Source organism: Burkholderia cepacia GG4, assembly GCF_000292915.1.
GTDB lineage: Bacteria > Pseudomonadota > Gammaproteobacteria > Burkholderiales > Burkholderiaceae > Burkholderia > Burkholderia cepacia_D.
In genome coordinates, this window is the sequence record NC_018514.1 from 1,367,769 (window position 1) to 1,390,798 (window position 23,030).

General features: G+C 67.0%; 19 protein-coding genes and 2 pseudogenes. 12 read left to right on the plus strand and 9 right to left on the minus strand.

Annotated features, from left to right (window positions below):
* Positions 1-41: 41 nt before the first annotated feature.
* From GEM_RS21875 to GEM_RS21885, 3 genes are read right to left on the minus strand one after another with little or no spacing between them, the layout of a single operon-like run.
* A complete protein-coding gene (locus GEM_RS21875) occupies positions 42-1,391 on the minus strand; it encodes an oligosaccharide repeat unit polymerase (RefSeq protein WP_014899576.1) in 1,350 nt (449 codons plus the stop codon).
* A complete protein-coding gene (locus tag GEM_RS21880) occupies positions 1,388-3,661 on the minus strand; it encodes a polysaccharide biosynthesis tyrosine autokinase (protein WP_014899577.1) in 2,274 nt (757 codons plus the stop codon). Before GEM_RS21880 ends, GEM_RS21875 begins: the two co-directional genes overlap by 4 nt.
* Before the next feature lie 59 nt (positions 3,662-3,720).
* Positions 3,721-4,947 carry a polysaccharide biosynthesis/export family protein gene (locus GEM_RS21885; protein ID WP_014899578.1) on the minus strand — a complete coding sequence of 409 codons (1,227 nt, stop codon included), beginning with the start codon at positions 4,945-4,947 and terminating at the stop codon, positions 3,721-3,723.
* 127 nt (positions 4,948-5,074) lie between these two features.
* Between GEM_RS21885 and GEM_RS21890 the strand changes: the two genes are divergently transcribed.
* Positions 5,075-5,503, plus strand: a complete 429-nt coding sequence (locus tag GEM_RS21890; RefSeq protein WP_014899579.1) for a hypothetical protein — start codon at positions 5,075-5,077, stop codon at positions 5,501-5,503.
* A 161-nt stretch (positions 5,504-5,664) separates the two neighbouring features.
* On the opposite strand, the gene GEM_RS21895 is transcribed toward GEM_RS21890, so the two are convergent.
* Positions 5,665-7,521: a serine aminopeptidase domain-containing protein gene (locus GEM_RS21895; protein ID WP_014899580.1), complete on the minus strand. Its 1,857-nt coding sequence runs from the start codon at positions 7,519-7,521 to the stop codon at positions 5,665-5,667.
* Positions 7,522-7,546: 25 nt separating this feature from the next.
* Complete coding sequence (locus GEM_RS31940; protein ID WP_014899581.1) at positions 7,547-7,684, minus strand: hypothetical protein; 138 nt, start codon at positions 7,682-7,684, stop codon at positions 7,547-7,549.
* A gap of 409 nt (positions 7,685-8,093) precedes the next feature.
* Between GEM_RS31940 and GEM_RS21900 the strand changes: the two genes are divergently transcribed.
* The 8 genes and pseudogenes from GEM_RS21900 (at position 8,094) to GEM_RS30390 (ending at position 14,247) form a co-directional block, all read left to right on the plus strand.
* Complete coding sequence (locus tag GEM_RS21900) at positions 8,094-9,353, plus strand: oligosaccharide flippase family protein (protein WP_014899582.1); 1,260 nt, start codon at positions 8,094-8,096, stop codon at positions 9,351-9,353.
* 260 nt (positions 9,354-9,613) lie between these two features.
* A pseudogene (locus GEM_RS21905) lies at positions 9,614-10,042 on the plus strand (fibronectin type III-like domain-contianing protein); the annotation flags it as partial.
* Between the two features lie 414 nt (positions 10,043-10,456).
* Complete coding sequence (gene pqqA, locus GEM_RS30385; protein WP_080599499.1) at positions 10,457-10,528, plus strand: pyrroloquinoline quinone precursor peptide PqqA; 72 nt, start codon at positions 10,457-10,459, stop codon at positions 10,526-10,528.
* Positions 10,529-10,601: 73 nt separating this feature from the next.
* Positions 10,602-11,513 carry a pyrroloquinoline quinone biosynthesis protein PqqB gene (gene pqqB / locus GEM_RS21910; protein WP_014899584.1) on the plus strand — a complete coding sequence of 304 codons (912 nt, stop codon included), beginning with the start codon at positions 10,602-10,604 and terminating at the stop codon, positions 11,511-11,513.
* A gap of 99 nt (positions 11,514-11,612) precedes the next feature.
* On the plus strand, positions 11,613-12,365 hold the full coding sequence (gene pqqC / locus GEM_RS21915) for a pyrroloquinoline-quinone synthase PqqC (protein WP_014899585.1): 753 nt from the start codon (positions 11,613-11,615) through the stop codon (positions 12,363-12,365).
* The gene (pqqD, locus tag GEM_RS21920) at positions 12,362-12,637 is read left to right on the plus strand and encodes a pyrroloquinoline quinone biosynthesis peptide chaperone PqqD (RefSeq protein WP_014899586.1); all 276 of its coding nucleotides are present in this window, start codon (positions 12,362-12,364) and stop codon (positions 12,635-12,637) included. Before pqqC ends, pqqD begins: the two co-directional genes overlap by 4 nt.
* Positions 12,609-13,781, plus strand: a complete 1,173-nt coding sequence (pqqE, locus tag GEM_RS21925) for a pyrroloquinoline quinone biosynthesis protein PqqE (RefSeq protein WP_014899587.1) — start codon at positions 12,609-12,611, stop codon at positions 13,779-13,781. Before pqqD ends, pqqE begins: the two co-directional genes overlap by 29 nt.
* 172 nt (positions 13,782-13,953) lie before the next feature.
* The gene (locus tag GEM_RS30390) at positions 13,954-14,247 is read left to right on the plus strand and encodes a putative quinol monooxygenase (protein ID WP_014899588.1); all 294 of its coding nucleotides are present in this window, start codon (positions 13,954-13,956) and stop codon (positions 14,245-14,247) included.
* Between the two features lie 199 nt (positions 14,248-14,446).
* Here GEM_RS30390 and GEM_RS21935 read toward each other — a convergent pair whose 3' ends face one another.
* Both GEM_RS21935 and GEM_RS21940 read right to left on the minus strand, forming a co-directional pair.
* Positions 14,447-15,367 (minus strand): LysR family transcriptional regulator, encoded by a 921-nt coding sequence (locus tag GEM_RS21935; protein ID WP_014899589.1) that lies wholly within the window; start codon positions 15,365-15,367, stop codon positions 14,447-14,449.
* A 120-nt stretch (positions 15,368-15,487) separates the two neighbouring features.
* Positions 15,488-16,585 (minus strand): porin, encoded by a 1,098-nt coding sequence (locus GEM_RS21940; RefSeq protein ID WP_014899590.1) that lies wholly within the window; start codon positions 16,583-16,585, stop codon positions 15,488-15,490.
* Between the two features lie 788 nt (positions 16,586-17,373).
* Here GEM_RS21940 and GEM_RS21945 point away from each other — a divergent pair.
* Both GEM_RS21945 and GEM_RS32530 read left to right on the plus strand, forming a co-directional pair.
* On the plus strand, positions 17,374-17,961 hold the full coding sequence (locus tag GEM_RS21945; RefSeq protein WP_014899591.1) for an IMPACT family protein: 588 nt from the start codon (positions 17,374-17,376) through the stop codon (positions 17,959-17,961).
* Between the two features lie 241 nt (positions 17,962-18,202).
* A pseudogene (locus GEM_RS32530) lies at positions 18,203-18,489 on the plus strand (H-NS family nucleoid-associated regulatory protein).
* A gap of 66 nt (positions 18,490-18,555) precedes the next feature.
* Here GEM_RS32530 and ppk2 read toward each other — a convergent pair.
* Positions 18,556-19,506, minus strand: coding sequence for a polyphosphate kinase 2 (gene ppk2 / locus GEM_RS21955; protein ID WP_014899593.1), 951 nt, complete (start codon positions 19,504-19,506; stop codon positions 18,556-18,558).
* A 694-nt stretch (positions 19,507-20,200) separates the two neighbouring features.
* Positions 20,201-21,922 carry a gamma-glutamyltransferase gene (ggt, locus tag GEM_RS21960; protein WP_014899594.1) on the minus strand — a complete coding sequence of 574 codons (1,722 nt, stop codon included), beginning with the start codon at positions 21,920-21,922 and terminating at the stop codon, positions 20,201-20,203.
* A 428-nt stretch (positions 21,923-22,350) separates the two neighbouring features.
* Between ggt and GEM_RS21965 the strand changes: the two genes are divergently transcribed.
* Entirely contained in the window at positions 22,351-22,875 is a 525-nt protein-coding gene (locus GEM_RS21965; RefSeq protein WP_014899595.1) for a metal-dependent hydrolase, read from the plus strand.
* Positions 22,876-23,030: the final 155 nt, after the last annotated feature.

Sequence of the window (23,030 nt, forward strand, 5' to 3'; positions counted from 1 at the left end):
GAAGGTCGGTCGGGCAGCCCCGCCGTTGCACGCCCTCGTTCCTACCGCGCACGTCCGGCGGCCGGACGCGGCCGGTCGGCGGACGGCGCCGTGCTTGCCGGGCGCGTCGCGAACCACTGGAACACGATGATCGGTAGCACGATCGGCAGGAAGTTGCGTCCGCTGAACAGGTTCGGCGTGCGCATGATCTCCATCAGCGACACGTAGAGCACCGCGTGCGCGCAGCACCAGAACCCGTTTCCGCTGCGCCAGCCCGCATAGCTGCGGCCAAGCAGCCAGCCCAGCACGGCCGCGTTGAACAACCCGAACCAGCCCCACTCGTAGAAGTGCACGAAGATGCCCGACGGATTGTTGAATTCCGGGTCCGCATAGCTGTTCAGAAACAGGTTGAAACTGTCGCTTGAATCGAACCACGGCTGGAACGTCGCACCGATCACCGGAAACCGCATCAGCCAGTCGAACGTGAACATCGGATGGCCCTGGCCCCAGCCGAGCACGGCCAGCATCCCGGCGCCGTTGTTCAGTGACGTCGAATAGTAGAGGCCGAGCCGTTCGAGCGCGAAGTCGAAGATGTTGTCGTAGACGTTGACGTAATAGGCTTCCCACGAGCGGTTGTACTCGTTCGCGATAAACAGCCCGAACAACAGCGGGATCGCCGCGTACGGCCCGAGCGTCAGCAGCCACCCATACCGACCGCGCAGCCGGAACCGCACGACCATGAGGGCGAGCGGCATCACCATCTCGATCAACGCGAGCCGCTCCGCGAAGAGGAAGCTGCGCAGCAGCGTCAGCACCGCGAGCACGGCCATGTAGACCTTGTAGCGGTTCAGGCCCTTCACCGGCGTCCTGAACACGTAGAAGTAGAGCGCGACGAACGGCGCGGTGGCCTGCGTGAACGAACTCAAGCCGGTGACGCGGCCGATCTGCTCGAGCATGTCGTACGCGTTGGCCTGGCCATGCAGGAACTCGAGCAACAGCACCGGATGCGCGATGATCCCGCTCATCATCACGAGGTTGCCGAACAGCGCAAGCGTGAACAGGAAATCGAGCACGCGCGGCGGCACCTCGACCGGGCTTTCCGGCGGCTCCCGCCGCGTGCGCGCTTCGGTGGTCGCGAGCCAGGCCGCCGCCATCACCACCATCAGGAACAGCGCGCCGGCGAACGCGTAGTACCCGTCGAAATAGATCCGCGCAATCGACTTCTGGCCACCCACCAGGCCGAGCGACAGCATCCCGTACAACGGCAGGATGAACATCGGCACGAGGCGTGCCGGGTCCTCCCACCAGTAGCCCGCGTAACCGCCCGCGACACCGCGCATGCGCCCCATCCCGCGCACCGTCGCCTGGCGCGGCCGCGGCCCGGGCCCGGCGCCGCCCGCTGTTCGCTTCATGACGCGCGTTCCACCCGTTGCCGAGGCGCCATCCCCCCCGTATACCCGGAGGCAGCCTGATGCGTGTTCGCATCGGTATAGCCGTAGTCGTACCGCCCCGGCGCGCCCTGGTAGTCGTTCAGGATCACGCCGCGCACCTCGATGTGCGCGTGTTCGAGCCGGCGCGCGCTTTCGTCGAGTTCCGCCAGCGTCGTCACGCCGCTGCGCGCGACGAGGAACACGGTTGCCGCCAGGCGCCCGAGCACCAGCGCATCGGCCACCGGCAGCAACGGCGGGCCGTCGATCACGACCATGTCGTAGCGCGCCGCGACCTGCTCGATCAGTTCGGCGAGCGCGGGCTGCAGCAGCAGTTCGCCCGGATCGGGCACGACGCTGCCCATCGCGATGAAATCGAGCCCCGGCGCAACGCCGCGCTTGATCGCCTCGGCAAGCCCGTGGGTGCCCGCCACCACGTCCGACAGGCCCGGCGCGCGGCTGTAGCGGAACCGCTTGTGCAGCGAACCCTTGCGCAGGTCGGCATCGATCAGCAGGACCCGCCGTTTCGCGGCGCCGACGAGCGACGCGATATTCGCTGCGACGAACGACTTGCCGACGCCCGTCGTCGGCCCGGAGATCAGCACGACGGGGTTCGACGCGTCCGGCATCGACAGCTGCAGTGCCGCGCGGAAATTGCGCAGGCTCTCGAGCGCGGCGTCCTGCGCGGCGACCGGCGGCATCGGCCTGCGCGTGTCGGGCCGCCCGGCTTTCGCGCGCGGCTCGGCTTGTGCCGCGACCGGGCTGTGCGGCACCGTCGCGAACACGGGCAGCCCGGTCGTCCATTCGATTTGCTCGGCGTCGCCGATCGTGCCGGCAACCCGCTGCCGGACGATTACGGTGGCGACGCCGGCCAGCAGCCCGATCAGCAGCAGGCCGATCACCGCAACCCCGCGGTGCGGGCCGATCGGCTGCTCGGCGACCTTCGCCGTATCGACGATCCGCACGGTGCCGGTCTTGCTGGCCCGCGCGAGGATCATCTGCTGGCGCGTGTTCAGCAGGTTCGTGTACAGCGCGGTATCGACGGCCACATCGCGCTGCAGCTGCAGCACGCCTTGCTCGACGGTCGGCAACTGCTGGATCTGCTTGCGCGTCGAGTCGAGCGAACGCTGCGCGTCGGCGAGCTGCGCGTCGACGGCCACCACGGCCGGATGCTTCGGCATGAAGCGCGTCAGCAACTCCTCGCGCCGCTGCTGCAGCGTCTGCACGCGCGTCTCGATGTCGACCGACTGCTGGCGCAACGCCAGCGCCTCGTCGCTCGTATTGACCGTGCCGTGCGACGCACGGAACGCGTTGAAGCGGTTTTCCGCCTTTTCGAGTTGCGCCCTCAGCTGCGGCAGCTGGGTATCCATGAAGCGGATCAGCTTGTCGGCTGCCTCGGACTTGCGCTGCGTGTTCTGCGCCAGGTACGCGTCGCCGATCGCGTTCAACACGCGGCTGTCGTGCACCGGATCGATGCCGTCGAGCGTCACGCCGATCATGTTCGACTGCTTGCCTCGCTCGGAGATCAGCGCGTTCTTCTGCAGCCAGACGGTCGCCTCCTCGTCGCTGTAGCGCGTCAGGTCGAAGCGTGCGCCGGGCTGGCCGGCCACGCCGCGCACGAACAGGTCGAGCGGCCCCTGCGGCGTCTCGACGTGCAGCGGCTGGCCGATGCGGCCCTGCCAGGGCGGACCGCTGCGGCCGAGCAGGCCCGTGCGCTGCAGCGTATAGGCGCCGTCGTCGCCGACGGTCAGCGCGAAGCGCTTGCCGAGCAGGCGCTTCGGCACGTCGAAGGTCGGCACGTCGATGCGCTCGGCGCCGTACACGTAGCCACCCGGCAGCGGCGACGACAACCCGTCGGCCGCTTTCACGAAGCGCCAGCCGATCAGCGGCAGGTAATGCGGCCGCGCGTCGACAGCGAGATTGGTGTTGTCGATCGCGCGGTCCAGCACCGCGCGTGACTTCAGCACCTCGATCTCGGTCGATGCGTCCGTCTTCAGGTCGAACACCGACGACGGATCGCCGGGCGGCGACGTCGGCTTCGAATCGGTCGGACTCTGCTCGACCTGGAACAGGATGTCGGTCCGGTAGACGGGGGCCGCGCACAGCGCATACACGGCGCCGGCGAGCGCACCCGCGAGCGCCGTGCAAAGAATCAGGCGCCTTCCACCGTACAGCATGCCCCAGTAGCGGCGCACCGGATAGGACGGCCGCAGGGCACGCGCGTCGTGCGGGTCAGGCAGGGTCGAAGAAGTCATACGGCATCAGTCCCGTAGGGCGCGACGCGCGGTCGCGGTCACGAAATCCGGCATCAGGGTCACGGCGAAATGGCCTTCGCCGTCAACGCACCCTGCGCGGACGATGGAATCAGCAGGTTGACGACGCGGCTCCAGCGCACCAGCGACGACGCATCGACGAACACGACGTCGCGCCGCTCGAGCGGGAACTGGTCGGCCAGCGCGAACGACGCGGGCGAGCTGCCGTCGAGGTGGTACACCCGCGGACGGTTGTCCGGGCCGCGGCGCACGACGAACACCTGGCGCGCGTCCGACGTGTACTGGCTCACGCCGCCCGTGTCGCCGAGCGCTTCGCCGAGGCTCATCCGGCCATCGGTCAGCGTCAGCGTCGCCGGCCGCGAAACCTCGCCGAGCACGAACACCTTCGCGTCGCTCGCCGCGCGCACACGCACGAGATCGCCGTCGCGCAGCAGGATGTTCGACGGGTTCACGCCCGCGGCGATCAGCGCGGGCAGGCTCACGTTCACGGTCTTGTCGCCGCGCGTCACCGCTACCTGAGAACGGTCGGCCGTCGTGGTGAAACCGCCCGCGCGGTCGATCGCCTCGGGCAGCGTCATCGGCATGTCGTTGACGATCTGCAGACCCGGCGTGCGCACCTCGCCGTCGAGATAGACGCGCTTGCTGCGGTAGGTCTGCACGCGCAGCGCGATCTGCGGCTTGCGCACGTATTCGCCGAGCCGCTTCGTCAGCAGCGCGCGCGCCTGCGCCTCGGTCAACCCCGCCACCTGCACGAGGCCCGCATACGCGAACTGCACGTTGCCGTTCGCGTCGACCGTGTAGCCCGTCGCGACCGAGCTGGCCCCGACGCCGTCGCCGCCGCCCGTCGTCTGCGTCGTCGGCAGGTTCAGTTCGGGGTGATCCCAGACGACGATGCCGAGCACGTCGCCGGGGCCGATCGCGTACGGCTTCGGCTTGCCGAACAACTGGCGGAGTTCCGCGTCGACATTGGCCGGCTGGCCCGCATGCTGCTGCGCGACGAACGCCGGCGTGATTTCGATCAGATCCTGGCTCGACACGTTCTGCACGCCGTCGAGGCCGCCCGATCCCGATGCGTCGGCGCTCACGCGCGCATTCGCATCGCGGTCGGCCGGCGCCCGGTACGACATGCCCGGCGACAGCGCACATGCGCTCAACGCGCACGCGGCCGCCACGATCGCCATGCGCGACAGCCACGGCGCGCGACCGGTGCCGGCCGTGCGTGGCTGCAGCGTCCCGACCGTCGATTCCTGTTGCGTGGTGATTGCCATGGTGCCCTTCCGAAACTGTGCGGTAACCCGCCGAACGCGGCGGATTCCGGCATTACGCTTGCCGGCGCGGCTCGCATTGCGGTGCCGCGCCTCCCTCTTCACCGCACGTCACTCCGTACGATTCGTCATGAACTGCCCTTTGTCGCTTTCGTCGCTCGTCTGCATCGTGTCGGCCGGCCTTGCCGGCGCCGCCGCTGCGCAGACGTGGCCCGCCACGCCGGCCGGCGCGCCGGTCTTCGCGTCGTCGACGCCGCTCGCACCGATGCCGCTCCAACGTTCTGCGCAGACCGCCGTGGCCAGTGCGGCCGCGGAGCCAGCCGCGGCTGCATCCGAAGTCGCGGCACCTTCCGCTGCGTTGCCCGCCGCGAGCACCGCCGCATCACCCGAGTCACTCGAATCGCGCGCCCGAGGCACGCTGCGCCGGCCGCTCGTGCCGAGCCGGCCGCACCGCCCGCAAGTGGCCAATGCCTCCACGGACGACCTTTGGCATGCCGGCATGCTGTACACGTCGCCGTACGCGAAGTCGCCCTATGCGCAGCCGGGCGATCCGGACTGACACGGTGCGGCCGGTCATGCCCCGGCATGACCGTGCACGCGCCGATACGGGATTGGACACCACGCCGATCGGCGCGTCTGTGAGCGACCCCACCGAACGCCGATCTTCATATGAAACGGGGACCGCACCCAGACGCGCCAGCGCGCGCGACACGGCCCCTGTCACGACCGACCGACCGACACCTTCGCGTACGATCGCGCGGCCGGGTCGGGCGTGGCCGGATCGGCGACGCGCGCGACCGGCCAGGCCGAGTCGCGACCCAGCGCCTGCATGCACAGCCCGATCACGATGTCCGTGCCGACCGTGCCGTACACCGCATGGTCGACCTGCGGCTTCAGATGCAGCCGCACGTGACGCGAGCACCGGAACGCGCGCTCGATCGCGCCGAAGTGACGCCGCACGTCGTCGATGCCGGGATCGAGTGCGCCGTACACCAGCATCGTCCACACGTTGCGCTGCGCGAGTTCGTGCATCACGCCGCGCGGCGTGTCGATGCGCGGCGTCCAGCCGACGCGCGCGGCGACGTTCTTGACCGGCACGCTGACTCGCGCGATCACGTTCGCGGCCACCGCGCGCACGATCGGCCGCAGGTCGCGGCGCTCCCGCATGAGCCGCTTCCACTTCTGCCAGTCGCGCACCGACAGCCAGTAGCCGCGCACCGAGTTGTTCCGCTGCCTCTGCACCGCCTCGAGCGTGAGTCCGGCCGGCCACACGAAGCGCGCGAGATTGATCGCGATCACGCCGCCGAGCGACGGCGTCTTCACGGCCGCATGCAGCGCCGCGTACGCACCGGAACAGATGCCCGCCGCGACCACCTCCGGGTGCCCGAGCGCGCGCAGCCAGTCCGCGGCGGCCGCCACGTCGTCGCTCGACTGCGCCGAATACACGACGCCCGACTGGTCGTCCAGCGCGGCGGGCCCGCTATCGCCGACGCCATGCACGTCGATCCGCAGCGTCGTCACGCCGACGCGCGCCAGCGTGCGGGCGAGGCGCACGCTGAAGCGCCCTTCGCCGCTGCGCGGATTGGTCGACGTGTTCGCGATCACGACCGCCGTGCCGACCGGACTCGCCGGCCGCGTATCGGCGGGACGGCACAGCACGCCGACCAGCCGGTCCGGACCGACCGCGACGACCTGCTCGGTCATGTCGCCCATGTCGAGCGCAACGGCCGATTCGCCGTTCCATGCCGGGTCCACCCGCAACCGCGGTTCGGCACCAGCCGGCGTACGCGGCGCGCGCGCGACGATCCAGTTCGCGAGCGTGTCGATCGCCGCGAGCGGCAGGCGCGAACGCGTGCCGTCCAGCATCGTCGCCGGCCATTCTCGGAACGGATCGCTCGTCACCTCCACGCCGCGCGCGAGCAGCGCGTCGCGCAACGCCGGCCCGTCGCCCGGGTCGGGCTGGATCAGCAACATCGCGCCCGGCAAGGTCGGCGCATCGCGCACGACGTCGCAGAGATCGACCGCCTTCAGCGCATCGACGAAATCGGCGGGAAAGCGATGCCCGAGCACGTTCATGCACGGTTCGTCGCGATGCGCGATGCGGATCGCGGGCGACGTGGTGTCAAGCCACTGGCGATGCACGAACGACAGCTCGCGCAGGTAGGCACGGCCGCGCACCACCGGCGCCAGCGCCACCAGCGCATCGACGCGCGGCCACGAGCGCGGCCCCATGCCCGCGGCGGCCAGCATCGCGAACAGCGCGCCCGCCCGGATCCCGACGAGCGTGAGTCCCGTTATGCCGACTTCGTCGCGCAGCAGGTCGATCGCGTCGTGAATGCTGGCGATGCACGCGACATGCCGATTGGCGTCGCGATCGTCGCCTGCCGAATCGCCGGTGCACGGATAGTTGAACCGCAGTACCGTGATGCCCTCGCGGACCAGCCGCTCCGCGATCGCCCGCATGAGCTTGTGCGTCCACGAAGCCTCGTGACCGAGCGATTCGCACAGGATCACGCCTTGTGTCGTCTGTCCTTCGTGCAGCCACCCCACGCAGCTGCCGAACGTTATCGGCTTCAATCGGTACTCCTCGGATCGGTATTTGTTATCGGATGCGGACACGCATCCCGGCGGCCCCACCGGAATCGGCGACGCCACGATCATGCAACTGCTCGACGAACGCACGGCCTTCCGGCAACGGACTTCCGCCGCGCCCCTGCGCGGCCCGCTCGCCCTTCGCCATGCGTTCTCCTGCCCCCGCTCAGAGTCGCCGGCCCGAGCCTGCGTCAAGCCCGTTTCCGCCCGAACCCGAACAGTGCGCTCGATTAGATCATTCGGTCCGAGCGTCCTTCCGTGCGCCAGCTTACAAATGCATTCGTCACTGCGGCGATACAACGACGCGCGCCGTGTCGCGATTCGCGCCGCACGCATGCACGGAATCCGCGAACGGTAGGCTCGCGAACACAGGCGCCGCGCGCGGTCCGTATCATGGCCGCCATACGATGTGGCCGTGCCCGGCATCGCCGGACGCAACCGGCGCCCGCCGGAACGGGCCGCGAACCCACGCAGCCGGGTCAGCGCCGACCGGCCGCGCGAGCGCACGGCGGCCCGCACGCCGCCGCCATGCGACACCCACGGCGCCGACCGAGCGAATGTCAAACCTCAAGAAGAACTTCCTGCTGCTGCTGACGTTGCAGATTTCGATGTACGCGGTGCCGCTGCTGATCGCACCGTTGCTGACGCACGCACTGGGGCCGGAAGGCTACGGGCAGCTCGCGTTCTCGCTCGCGGTCATCGCCTACCTCACCAACTGCACGAGCTACAGCTTCGACCTGACCGCGACGCCGCGCATCGCGCTCGCCCGCGACAACCGCACCGAACGCTCGCGCATCTTCTGGGCAACCCTGTACGCGCAGATCGGCATCGCGGTGATCTGCTTCGGCGTACTGGTCGTGCTGACCTTGCTGGTCAAGCGCTTCGGCGAAGACCGCGACCTGCTGCTGATCGGTTTCGGGATGGTGGCCGGCGTGGCGTTCACGCCGGGCTGGTACTTCCAGGGCATGGAGAAGCTGCGCGCACTGAGCGTGATCCTGTTCATCGGCCGCATCCTGAGCCTGCCCGCGATGTTCGCGCTCGTGCACAGCCCGGCGGACATCGACCGCGCGATGATCGTCAACGCCGCCGTGCCGACGCTGTCCGCGATCGCGCTGGCCGTCTACCTGTATTTCAATCGGGAAATCGACTTCGTGCGCGTCGGTGTCGCCGACATCGCCGAATCGCTGAAAGGCGGCTGGCAGGTGTTTCTCGCGTCGACGTCGATCGCGTTCTATGCGTCGACCAACACCGTGCTGCTCGGCTTCGTATCGGGCAACGTCGCGGCCGGCTACTTCGCCGCCGGCGACAAGCTGATCCGCGCGGCGCTCAGCCTGTTGCAGCCGCTGAAGGCCGCCACCTATCCGCGCATCAGCTACCTGATGCGGCATGCGCGCAACGACGCGTTCTCGTTCCTGCGCAAGCTGTTCGTCGTGCAGGTCGCGATGGTGCTCGGCATCTCGCTCGCGATCTTCTTCGGCGCACCGCTCGCCGTACGCATCCTGTACGGCCCGTCGTACGAGCCCACGGTCCAGGTGCTGCGCTGGATGGCATTCATTCCGTTCATGGCCGGCATGACCGACCTGTTCGGCGTGCAGACCATGCTGCCGCTCGGGATGAAGTCGGCATTCACGCGGATCCTGATGTCGTCCGGCATCCTGAACATCGTGCTGGTGCCCGTGCTCGCGAAGTACTTCGCCGAACTCGGCGCGGCCGCCGCCGTGCTGGTAGCCGAGGCCGCGGTCGCCGCCGCGCTCGCGACCGTCGTCTATCGCGCCGGCGTTCCGCTACCCGGCAACCCCGTCGCGCGGCGCGGCTAGCGCACGGGCCAGGCTGCCCGGCCGCCCCCCGCGGCGGCCGGAATCCGGCCAGGTCCGTTTCGATGCGCGCGCAACGAGCCGCATCACGCAGGCGCGCGGCCCTTCACCCGCAGCGGCGCCTGTACCGCGCCGGAACGCTCGCGCGCAGGTACTTCTTACACCGCTTCATCCATGCAACCGGGAACGATGACCGTCTTTTTCCCGTGCCGCGCAATCGGGTCGAAGAAAAATCGTACGTATCGGTAGAAACACCGATGCTGAACGATCCCGTCTACGCGGAGCAGCTGAACATGGGCTACCGCTGGTACGACGCGCGCAACATCAAGCCGATGTTCGAGTTCGGCTACGGGCTGTCGTACACGCACTTCGCGTATTCGGGGCTGTCGGTGTCGCGGCAGCGGGACGGCTCGCTGAGCGTCGCGTTTACCGTGCGCAATGACGGCCGCGTCGCCGGCGCGGAAACGCCGCAGGTCTATCTCGGCGTGCCGTACAAGGACGAACCGCCGAAGCGGCTGGTCGGCTGGGAGAAGATCCGGCTGAACCCGGGCGAGGCGCGGCACGTCCACGTGACCGTATCGCCGCGGATGCAGAGCGTGTGGGATACGTCTCGCAACGGCTGGCAGGTCGTGCCGGGCGGGACGGTGTATGTGGGCGCGTCGTCGCGCGATATCCGGCTGCAGGGTAGCTGAACGATCGGTCCGGCAATGCCGGGCGTCGGGCGGCCCAGCGCCCAGCGCCCGACGCCCGCACGCCCGCACGCGTGGCGACGATTCCCGCGACGAATGATGCGGCGCCGGCCCCACTCGGGAACGGCGAATCGGGACGCGCCACGCGGATTGCCGACCAGGCGACCGTAATCCGCGCGCGGCCAGGATGCGAATGAAGATCGGGAACACTATCCATTCCCGTTTTGACTTGCTCATCCTGCCCGTTCGGGTAGGATGGGAGCGTGCGATTTACCGGATCTGGTGCCAGCCCCCCGCACGAAGTGATAGCGTGGTGAAACCGCAGCGCGGTCTCGTCGTCGATGGTCATGAGCAGGACATCCCGGCAGGACTGTGGGCGCGCTTCGTCGTCAGTCGTCATTGCAAAGGAGTTCTCCTATGTGGACCAAACCTGCCTACACTGATCTGCGTCTCGGTTTCGAAATCACGATGTACGTGTCGAATCGCTGATTCGGCCACGCCATCCTGAAAGGAAAGCCTCGGTCTGCCGGGGCTTTTTCTTTGCTTCGCACCCCGGAGAGCCATGCGCATACATATCCTCGGATCCGCCGCGGGCGGCGGCTTTCCGCAATGGAACTGCAACTGCGCGAACTGCGCGGGTTTTCGCGCCGGCACGGTCGACGCGCGGGCCCGTACCCAGTCGTCGATCGCACTGTCCGACGACGGCACGAGCTGGGTGCTGTGCAACGCGTCCCCCGACATCCGTGCCCAACTGCAGGATTTCCCGTCGCTGCAACCGGGACGCGCGCCGCGCGACACCGGTATCGGCGCGGTCGTGCTGATGGACAGCCAGATCGACCATACCGCCGGCCTGCTCAGCCTGCGCGAAGGCTGTCCGCTGCAGCTGTGGTGCACCGACATGGTCCACCAGGACCTGACCACCGGCTTTCCGCTGTTCAACATGCTCCAGCACTGGAACGGCGGCCTGGTCTGGAATCGCATCGCGCTCGGCGCCAGCTTCACCGTACCGGCATGCCCGAACCTGCGCTTCACGCCGCTGCCGTTGCACAGTGCGGCGCCGCCCTACTCGCCGCACCGTTCCGATCCGCATCCCGGCGACAACATCGGCCTGCTCGTCGAGGATCGCCGCAGCGGCGGCACGCTGTTCTATGCGCCGGGGCTGGGCACGGTGGATGACGCGCTGCTGCAACAAATGAACGGCGCGGACTGCGTGCTCGTGGACGGCACGCTGTGGGACGACGACGAGATGCGGCGGCGCGGCGTCGGCGTACGTACCGGCCGCGAAATGGGTCATCTCGCGCTGAACGGTCCCGGCGGCATGCTGGACGTGCTCGCCCGGGTGCCGGGGCCGCGCAAGGTGTTGATTCACGTCAACAACACCAACCCGATCCTCGACGAACGCGCGCCCGAACGCGCGGAATTGCGGCGGCGCGGTATCGAGGTCGCATTCGACGGGATGGACATCGTGCTATAAAAAACGCATGGCTCCGCCGTCACACTGCCGCGACGCGCATCGCGATCGCAGATGTCGACTGCGCTACGCCGCCCGTCCCCCAACGTCATGGAACCGTCGATGAGCCAATCCGCTCTCACTCCGGCCCAGTTCGAGCAGGCGCTGCGCGCCAAGGGCGCCTTTTATCACATCCACCACCCGTACCACGTCGCGATGGCTGAAGGCCGCGCGACCCGGGAACAGATCCAGGGCTGGGTCGCGAACCGCTTCTACTATCAGGTCAACATTCCGCTGAAGGACGCGGCGATCCTCGCGAACTGCCCGGACCGCGAGGTGCGCCGCCAATGGGTCCAGCGCCTGATCGATCATGACGGGACCACCGGCGAAGCAGGCGGCATCGAAGCATGGTTGCGGCTCGGCGAAGCGGTCGGGCTCGACCCCGCGCAGTTGCGCTCGCAGGAGCGCGTGCTTCCCGGCGTGCGTTTCGCGGTGGATGCCTACGTGAATTTCGCACGCCGCGCGAGCTGGCAGGAAGCGGCGAGCAGTTCGCTCACCGAGTTGTTTGCGCCGCAGATCCATCAGTCGCGCCTCGACGCCTGGCCGCGCCATTACCCGTGGATCGATCCGGACGGCTATGCGTATTTCCGCACGCGCCTCGGCCAGGCGCGCCGCGACGTCGAGCACGGGCTCGACATCACGCTGCAGCATTACACGACCTACGACAGCCAGCAGCGGATGCTGGAGATCCTGCAGTTCAAGCTCGACGTTCTGTGGACGATGCTCGACGCGATGTCGATGGCCTACGAACTGCATCGGCCGCCTTATCACACCGTCACCGACCAGCCCGTCTGGCACAAGGGACTCGCGCTATGAATTTCGACCGGAATCGCGTGCCGCGCTGGCGGCCGGGCTTTCGCTTTCAGTTCGAGCCCGCTCAGAACGCGCATGTGCTGCTGTACCCGGAAGGCATGGTCAAATTCAACGATAGCGCGAGTGCGATCGGCGGGCTGATCGATGGCACCCGCACCGTCGCGAACATCGTTGCGCATCTCGAACGGCAATTTCCCGGCGTGCCCGAACTTGGTGTGGACGTCGAAGGTTTCATGGAGACCGCTTGTGCCGAACACTGGATCGAACTCGCGTGAACCGGTGACGCCCGACGCGGCGCAACCCGCGATCGGCCTGCCGCTGTGGCTGCTGGCCGAACTCACGTACCGGTGCCCGCTGCAGTGTCCGTACTGCTCGAACCCGCTCGATTTCTCGCGTCAGGGCGCGGAGCTCGACACGAAACAGTGGTTCAGGGTCATGGCCGAAGCGCGCGAGATGGGCGCCGTGCAGATCGGTTTCTCGGGCGGCGAGCCACTCGTCCGTCAGGATCTTGCCGCCCTGATCGGCGAGGCGCGCCGCCTCGGCTACTACACGAACCTGATCACGTCGGGCATCGGCCTGACCGAGCAGCGGATCGTCGAGTTTCGCCGCGCCGGCCTCGATCACATCCAGATAAGCTTCCAGGCGAGCGACGCGACGGTCAACAACGCGCTGGCCGGATCGGAAAAGGCATTCGCACAGAAGCTCGCGATGGCGCGCGCGGTCAAGGCGCACGGCTATCCGATGGTGCTGAACTTCGTCACGCACCGGCACAACATCGACGACATCGACCGGATCATCGAGCTGTGCATCGCACTCGACGCGGATTACGTCGAGCTCGCGACGTGCCAGTATTACGGCTGGGCCTACCTGAATCGTCAGGCGCTGCTGCCCACCCGTGCGCAGCTCGAGCGCGCGGAGCGCATCACGAACGAATATCGGGCAAGGCTCGCGGCCGCGAACAACCCGTGCCGGCTGATCTTCGTCACGCCCGACTATTACGAGGAGCGGCCGAAGCCCTGCATGAGCGGCTGGGGCAGCCTGTTCCTGATCGTCACGCCGGACGGCACCGCGTTGCCATGCCACGGCGCGCGGCAACTGCCGATCGCATTTCCGAACGTGCGCGACCATGGCCTGCGACACATCTGGTACGAGTCGTCCGGCTTCAACCGCTTCCGCGGCGACGCCTGGATGCCCGAACCGTGCAGGTCGTGCGACGAGAAGAAAAAGGATTTCGGCGGATGCCGGTGCCAGGCGTACCTGATGACGGGCGATGCAAGCCTCACCGACCCGGTGTGCAGCAAGTCGCCCCATCACGACCTGATCGTGAAGGCACGCGAGGCGGCTCTCGCGCCGCTGCAACCGATCGCGCAACTCGTGTTTCGCAACGCACGCAACTCCCGCGCGTTGACGAAGACCTGAACGACGCCACGCTGTCGACGCCATCGCGGCCGGTCGCGTGTCGGCACGGCGCGCGACACCGGGCGCCGGGTGTTTCCGGATACGGAACGCAATGTTCGCGCATCGCATCAAGCCGGCTCACTATAATTCGTTCGACCGAATCCGCCCGCAACACCGATCACCGGAGCAGAACATGAACGACCTCCATATCGTAGCCGTGCTGTACGCCAAGGAGGGACAGGAAGCGCAATTGCGCGAAGACCTGATCGCCCTTGCTGCCCCGTCGCAAAACGAAGAAGGCAATCTTCGCTATGAGGTGCATGTCGATAGCGAAGATCCACGCCGGTTCGTTTTCGTGGAGCATTGGGCGAATCCCGCGCTGCGTGAAAAACATCACACACAAGGCGAACACATTCTGAATTTCCACGCGAATGGCGTGAAGAATGTCGAGCGCGCGGAAGTCTTCAAACTGTCTCGCCTCGCCTGATCTTCCGTTCGTACCGCACGACCGCGCCGGCCGGCCAACACGCTGTGGCGGCGCGGCAACGACTGCGCGCAATGCGCCCCTGCACGCCGCGCCGACATCTCGCCGCTCGCCCCGTCGTCGCCCCTACTGCAGCGGTGAACAACGCGGCTTTCGGCAACGCATGGATTCCGTTTTTCAATCGTTGCGCGCCGGCAGCCCGTCAGACGCCGGCCCTCGCCCACGGCGCGGCTGCGAGACGCTCCGCCAGATAGTCCAGGAACGCGGTCACGCGTACCGGGCGCAGGTTGCTCGGCGGCGTCACGAGATTCACGGCGACCCGATCGATCCGCCAATCGGGCAATACGTCCACCAGTTCGCCTCGCTGCAGCGCGTCCCGGACGACGAACTCAGGTTGCAACGCGACGCCCCGGCCGGCCAGCAGCGCGGGCACGATCACGTCGGCGCTGTTGCTGCGAATGGTGCCGCGCACCGTGATCGCGACGGCGTCTCCGCTCGCATGACGGAATTGCCATAGTTCGGGGGTCGCCAACCCCGTGTAGACGAGACACGCATGCCGCGCCAGGTCGCGGGGATGCGTCGGTCGCCCCCATCGTTTCAGATAGGCCGGCGAAGCCACCAGCGGGTAGCTCACCGTGCAGAGCCGGCGTGCCCGCAACGACGAATCGGCGAGTTCCGCGATGAGCACCGCCACGTCGAACCCGCCGGCCACGACATCGACGATCCGGTCGGTGACGGAAAGATCGATCTCCACCTCCGGATAGCGTTCGAGAAAGGCCGGGATCAACGGCGCGACATGCCGGCTGGCGAACGACATCGGCGCGGCAATGCGCACCAGTCCGCGCGGTTCCATCGCTTGCGACGACGCCTCGGTCTCCGCCGCCGCGCCCTCGCTGAGAATGCGCATCGCGCGCGATTTGGCGATTTCGCCGGCCGGCGTGAGCGAAACCTGGCGCGAGTTCCGATACAGGAGCGGCGTGCCGAGCCGCCGCTCGAGTCGGGAAATGGCTTTCGACACAGTCGGCTGCGAGAGGTCGAGCGCTTCCGCGGCCCTGGCGAAAGAACCGGTTTCGAGCACGTGCGCGAAAATCGCCCATGCCTCGAGGTCAGGGAGCATCTGCATCAAACAGCAAGCCTCCGGTTGGCCGTTCCGGCCGGTTCCGGCCGATCCCGGTATCACCCCCTGCAGCGTTTGCGCTGCACGAGCAACACTGCCGATACCGCCCGCGCGCGTCGAGAATCGCTAGAAAAGCGTATGAATGCCGATGCGGGCAATGGCCTGGTTCGCGCCGGACGATGCGCCGTCCGGATCCAGCACGCCGTTGATCCGCGCCTGGGCACCGCTGCTGGCCCGCTGCCACACACTGGTCGCGTACACCATCGTGCGCTTCGACAACGTGTATTGCACCGTCGCCGTGACCTGCTGCGCGTGGTTGTTGTCGAGCGCCGCATTGCCCTTCATATAGATGTAGTCCGCGCCGATCCGGACGGGACCGGCAAGCTGCCAGGTGCCGCCCCACTCGGTCATCCACACCGAACCGCCAGACGCCGCGTTGTGAACGGTCGTCACCAGCGCGCTCAGGTTCGCCGGCCCGATCCGGTAGTGCGCACCCGCGCCCCAGTTGCGCACGCTCGTCGCGGCGGAGCCGGGCTGTGCGCCGTATTTCTCGTTGGTGTATGCGGCGGCGGCGCCGAACGGCCCGGCCTCATAATCGAGACTGGCGCTCACCGTATTGCCGGCCCCGATCGAGCCCGGTACGCCGCCGAACGCATAAAGTGCGCCCGCCTTCAATCCGCCGACGACAGGACTCACATACTTGACGGCGTTCGCCACCCGCTGGCTGCCTGCCATCCGGTCCCAGTCGAACGCGCCGGTCGGGTTGCCTGGCAGCGCGAGCTTCTGGAACGGACCGTTGCGCAGGTTGTACAGTCCGGCGACATCGGCCGCCGCATCCGTGCCGCTGAAGAACAGCGTCTCGGCCATGAATTCATACTGATTGCCGAGCGTCAGCGTGCCCAACCGGTCGTTCTGCAGGCCGACGTACGCAGTACGCGCGAACAGGCCATTGCCGATCGTCGCACCGGTACCCGGCGAAATCTGGCTGACCAGCTGGAAAATCACCCGCGAGCCGGCGCCGATGTCTTCGCTGCCGCGCAAGCCGATCAGGCTCGGCGTATAGATCCCGTCGTCGAACTTCGCCGTGCCGTGGCCGCCTTCGTTGCTGACGTAGCTCAGTCCCACGTCGAGCGCGCCGAACAACGTGACGCTGCTCTGCGCCCAAGCGACCGGCACATGCGCAATCATCAGCAAACCCGGGACAAACAAACGCTTTCCGAACATGAACGACCTTCTCTATTACTTCGCCATCCGAATCAACATGAATGGGCTTTGCGCGGCTCCCGCGCGATACAGGGTGCACGGGCATGCCGTCCGTCATTCACGATCGGATCGAGCCATATCGCGCGACCGGCGGCATGCATTGACCCGGACGAGTCTAGCGCATGGAATGACGCTCCGACGTTCGACCGGCGAGAACATAATGTTCTGCGTCTCTTGGCTACGCAACACATCGCGAATCGCCTACACTCGTGCGTTGCATCGGTAGATGCGCCGTGATCCGCGCCTGTTGGGGATCGATTGCGCATGTGATCGCGACACCATCCGCTGCGCACGATGCCGCGCGCTCCGCTCCCGCCGCCCGGCGCGCTTTGCCCGGACCGCCTCCCCCCCGGATTCCCGTATCGGTCCGCCCTGGAAGTACCGGCATCGCTTTGCTTCGCACGTCCGAATACGCACGCAGCGATCGTCGATCCATCGTCAACCGGATCTATCTGATCGACTGAAGACCCGCCGCTCTCGCTGCCCGATGGCCAGGTCTGTCATGGCGGTGAGAAACGTGCACACGCAAACCGTTCGTCGCGCGCGTTTACCCGCGGCGGGGCCGCCGGCGGGACGACCGCGTCGAATCCCTCGACGCGCACCACTGTAAAATTCCGTCGTGACCCGCTGCGCGTCTCGTTCAGGCACCGTGCCGAACACGATCCCGGCATGCGCCTCAGACCATCGACAGCGCGTCGCACAGGAGAACCTATCTCCTTGATTTTTATACATTCACCGTTTCCCGGAACATGACTTATTCGCTTGCCACCCTCTACACCCGGGAACTCGAGATCCGCAAGAGCCGCTTCATCGCGTTTGCCATCCCCGTCGACGACCGCGATGCCGCGATGCAGGCCCTGCAGCGCCTGCGCGACGAGCATCCGACGGCCACCCACGTGTGCTGGGCACTGCTCGCGGGCGGACAGTCGGGGATGTCGGACGACGGCGAGCCGTCAGGCACCGCCGGCCGGCCGATCCTCGAAGTGCTGCGGCATCACGACCTCGACGGCGTGCTCGGCGCGGTCGTCCGCTACTACGGCGGCGTGAAGCTCGGCGCGGGCGGCCTGGTGCGCGCCTACACGGATGCGATCGCATCGGCGCTGCTCGACGCGGAGCGCGTCGAACGCATTCGCCAGACCCGGTTCGCGATTGAACTCGGCTATCCCGACGAGGCGCGCGTACGCCGCTGGATCGAACAGGCGGGTTACGAACTGGTGGACAGTGCTTACGGGATGACGGTGAAGCTCGTGATCAAGCTGCCGGAAACCGCCGAGGCGGCCGCGAAGGCCGAGTTGTTCGATCTGACGCAGGGCCGCTCGGGCTTCCCCGACCTGTGACAAACGCGATATCGCGCCCGCCGGGCATCACGCGTTCACACGGATTCCTGCGAAAATTCAGATGCGTCCCATAGAAAAACCGCGCGCCGACTCGTAATCTCCCCGCATTCCCGGCGACGCGCACCGCAACGTTCAGGCCGGGCAAAGCCGACGCAGGCGGCACCCCAGCGCCGGGTGTACACATACGCAGTGCGTCATGCGCCACCAGGACACGGCACTCGGCTACGGGGATATCGGACGCATGCAACTGCAAAAACTGCAAGCCGGCTTGCAGAACTCGATCGACGACTCCGGGTGGCCCGGCGCCGCGAACGCGATGCGGTACGGGTGCAGGTACGCCAGTTGGTGACGAACGACGCGCTGACCGCGCGGGAAGTCTTCGGGCAGGGTTACAGCGAGCGCGCGAAGCTGTTCACGATCGGCGCGAAATACCGCGATCCGGCGACGGGCGCGACCTGAAGCGGGCGTGGCCGCGCGCCCGCATGGATCGCCGGGCGCGACCGCGCCGCGTTCCTGATCCGGGATTGACGCGCGCCGCGTTGCGCGGCGCGCCCGTTTGACCGAGCCGGTCGGCCCGAACCGAACCTGAACCGCTCAATACACGTCCGGCACGATCATGTCGTCCGGCGTCGGACGACGAATGTAGTCCTCGTGATGCTCGCGTTGCGGCAAGTCGATCGTCGGGCGCGGCACGTCGTGATACGGCACCTGGTTCAGCAGATGGTGGATGCAGTTCAGGCGCGCGCGCTTCTTGTCGACCGCCTGCACGACCCACCACGGCGCCTCGGGGATATGCGTGCGCAGCAGCATCTCCTCCTTCGCGGCCGTATAGGCCTCCCAGCGGCGGCGGCTCTCCAGATCCATCGGGCTCAGCTTCCACTGCTTCAGCGGATCCTCGATCCGGCTCTGGAAGCGCAGCTCCTGCTCATGGTCGGTGATCGAGAACCAATACTTGACGATCTGGATCCCGCTGCGCGCGAGCATCTTCTCGAACTCCGGCACCGAACGGAAAAACTCCTCGTATTCGTCGTCGGTGCAGAAATTCATCACGCGCTCGACACCCGCGCGGTTGTACCAGCTGCGATCGAACAGTACGATCTCGCCGCCGGCCGGCAGATGCGCGACATAACGCTGGAAATACCATTGCGTGCGCTCGCGGTTGCTCGGCGCGGGCAATGCCGCCACGCGGCACACGCGCGGGTTCAGTCGCTGCGTGATGCGCTTGATCGCGCCGCCCTTGCCTGCTGCATCGCGACCTTCGAAAATCACGACGAGCCGGTGCCCCGTGCTCACGACCCAGTCCTGCAGCTTCACGAGCTCGCCCTGCAGCCGGAACAGCTCGCGGAAATACTGCTTGCGCGCTTCACGGCGTTCCTGCGAGAACAGCAGATCGTCACCGTCGTCGAAACGACGGTCGTCCAGCTCCATCTCGAGTTCTTCGTCGTATGCGTCGACAAGATCTTCCTCGAAACGGCGCTGGCGCGCCTCGAGCGATTCCATATCGGTGAGGTTGCCGGTCTCGGTGCGGGTATCGTTGTCGCCCATGGGGCCTCCTTCCTTCGGTTGACGCAGCCAAACTCCCCCATTATCCCAGTGTCGCGGGTCAAATTGATGAAAAAGGGGCCGAACGACCCGTCAGAAGCAAAACCCGAGCAGCACGCTCGCCAGCACCGGGTTCGCGGATAGGTCTCGAACGTATTCTATTCGACGCCAGCGTGCGGTTCGGCTGGCTGATGTGGAGCGTGATCTTCGTGCGCAGCGGGATGTCGGCGACCATTCCCGCGATCCAGAACCGCCGTGTGACCTGGTAGCTCGCGCCGACGGTAAATACGGGCTCCCACACGTTTTTCACCTTCGCCGACACGTTGGTCCGCCCCGACAGCAGCAGGTCGCCGCCGGCATCCCGGGCCCGATGGAACCACGTCGGATCCAGCAGCGGCGCCTGCAGGCAGCCGCTGTCCGCACCCGCCCCGAGGAGCCCGCCGGGCGATCTGGGGAGACGCCGATCGGACGCTCGGCGCCAGACATTTCCTGCCGCTCTTCACTGCGCTGTTTCCGTCGGCGAGCGTCGAGCGGCTGGCGGGCGTCGGGCATTATTGCTTCGAGGATGCGCCCGATGCCGTGACGGGCCGGATCGCCGGATTCATCCGGGCCACCGTCCGAGCGCCCTGCATCGCACGCGCCAAGCGCGGCACCGCGTGCGCAGCCGCAGTTGCGAACGCGCACGCGTCACCCGACGTCACCGAATGATCCGCGTGACGCCGCGCCCGCGCGGATCGGCCATCGCTTCCGGCGTCCTGCCGTCGATCTTGAGCACCTGGATGTCGCCGCTGAAGTCCTGCCCCTTCAGCGCGTAGCCGCGCGCTTCGAGCTGCTTCGCGAGTTCGCCTTCGATCGGCTGGTACGGCTCCCAGAAGATCGTGTTCGGCGGCAGCAGCTGATGGTGGAAACGCATCGCGCCGACGGCCTCCTTCAACGGCATCCTGAAGTCGTAGATGTTGTTGATCACCTGGAAGATCGACGTGAAGATCCGCGAGCCGCCCGGCGTGCCGATCACGAGCGACACCTTGCCGTCCTTCGTCATGATCGTCGGCGACATCGACGACAGCGGTCGCTTCTTCGGCTCGATCGCGTTCGCGTCGCTGCCGACCACGCCGAACATGTTCGCGACGCCCGGCTTCGCGGAGAAGTCGTCCATCTCGTCGTTCAGCACGATGCCGGTGCCGTCGGCGATCACGCCGGAACCGAAATAGCCGTTGATCGTGTACGTGTTCGACACTGCGTTGCCCCACTTGTCGACGACCGAGAAGTGCGTCGTTTCGGCCTTCTCCGGCATCGACGTGCCGAGGCCTGGCTGCACGCTCTTCGTGTCGGCGATCTGCGTCGGGCTCACTTCGGCTGCGCGCTTCGCGATATACGCGTCGTCGGTCAACTGCGCGACCGGCACCTTGTAGAAGTCCGGGTCGCCGAGATATTGCGCGCGATCGGCGAACACGCGCTTCTCGATTTCCGCGACCAGGTGGATGTATTGCGGCGAGTTGAGCTTCACGCCTTCGAATTCCTGCTTGAGATCCGCCTTCATCTTCAGCAGCTGTACGAGGCCGATGCCACCCGAGCTCGGAGGCGGCGCGGTGATCACGTCATAACCGTTCCACTTCGCCTGCACCGGCTGGCGCCACACCGCACGGTACTGCGTGAGATCCTGGGTGGTGATCAGCCCGTTGCCGTCACCGGTCTTCATCGACGCGGCGATCAGCCGGGCCGTCTTGCCCTTGTAGAAGCCGTTCGCGCCGTCGTTCGCGATCCGCGTGAGCACGTCGGCGAGATCGGGTTGCCTGAAGTTTGCGCCGGCCTTCATCGTCGAGAAGTACTTGTCGAAGTTGGTCTTGCCGCCGAACTCCTTCGACGCGTCGACGCCGCGCTGCGCAAGCTGTTCATCGACGACGAAGCCGTCGCGCGCATAGTGGATCGCCGGCGCGAGCACCTGCTTCCACTTCAGCTTGCCGAAGCGCCTCTGCGCTTCCCACATGCCCGACACCGTGCCCGGCACGCCGGCCGCGCGCGGGCCGTACAGGCTCAGGTCCTTGACGACGTTGCCGTCCTTGTCGAGGTACATGTCCTTCGTCGCGGCCAGCGGCGCGCTTTCGCGGTAATCGAGAAAGTACGGCTTGCCGTCCTTGTAGATGGTCATGAAGCCGCCGCCGCCGATGTTGCCGGCTTCCGGGTACGTGACGGCGAGCGTGAACGCGATCGCAACGGCCGCGTCGATCGCGTTGCCGCCCGCCTTGAAGATCTGCTCCGCGGCATCCGCGCTGTACTTGTCGGCCACCGCGACCGCCGAACTCGTCAGGACCGCCGGCTGCGGCCCTTTCGCATAAGCGGTTGCGTTCGGCAGGAAGCCGATGCCGGCCACCGTCGCGAGCACGGCGGCGGATGATTTGAAACGATTCAGTGAAGTCATTGCAGGTCCCCCATATGGGTCTTCTTCAGGCAGGAAAAGCACCTGATCCGCTTATAGCCGCTCGCGCAGCGCCGGCCATATGGCGGTTTCGTAGTGCAATGCGGTATTCGACGGACAAAACCATCGAAAGCTACGAATCGATCCGAATCGGGTGTGGTCGATCGCGGCGCGCCGAGTGCGTGCGCCGGGTCACGTCGCGGCGCCGCAACCTGCATGCAGGTCGGTCGACATGACCCTCGCCACCCGTCATCACGCACCCCGCAAAAACCGAAAGTTGCAAACCGCGCGGCATGCCCCGCAGCGCGTGCAAAAAAATCTGCAAACGCCCCTCCCGCGGCACGGGCCGATCTGCGAAGATAGCGCCCCGCTTTCGCGCAGCCTCACTGTTTCGTTCACACGCTGCTTCACGTTTCTTCGTCTTGCTCCCTATGGCATCACACAATGCGCATCATGCGACCGGCTTCGCAGCCGGCGTTGCCGCCGCCGTTCTCGTCGCACAAACCGGCGCCACCGGGCCGTGGCATACAGGCCTGTTCGCCGCATTCGCGGCGGGCGTCGCGGGCGGCACCGCGCCCGACTGGCTCGAGGTCGCCTGGTGGCGCCGCAAGCGCCGCCTGTGGGTCACGCATCGCACCATCACGCACTGGGGTATCGGCTGGGTCGCCCTGCTCGCGCTCGGATGGCACGGGCTCATCCATCATCCGCATCCCCTGTGGGCCGCGCCGCTGTTCGGCTTCGCATGCGGCGGCGTGATGCACCTGCTGGCCGACTGGCCGAACCCGCTCGGCGTCCCATGGATCTGGCGGCGTCATTCGCTCAATCTGTGGAAGAGCGGGCATTGCGACCTGATCGTCGTGGGCGCCGCATGGGGCGGCACGCTGTGGCTCGCGCAGTCGCTGTGTTCACGCGCGCCGCTGCTCGAACACTGGCTCGGCTGGCTGCATCGCGTTTAGTTGCATTTGTTTGCGATTCGGCACGGCATCGGCGTGCCGAATCGCACGCAACTTTCCGTTTGTTGAAAGTGCGGTGCGAGCCCTCATCTCGAGGTGAATCGTCGCCACGCATGCCCGGCACGCAAACGCGACGTCTGGCACACTGACGCTTCGAT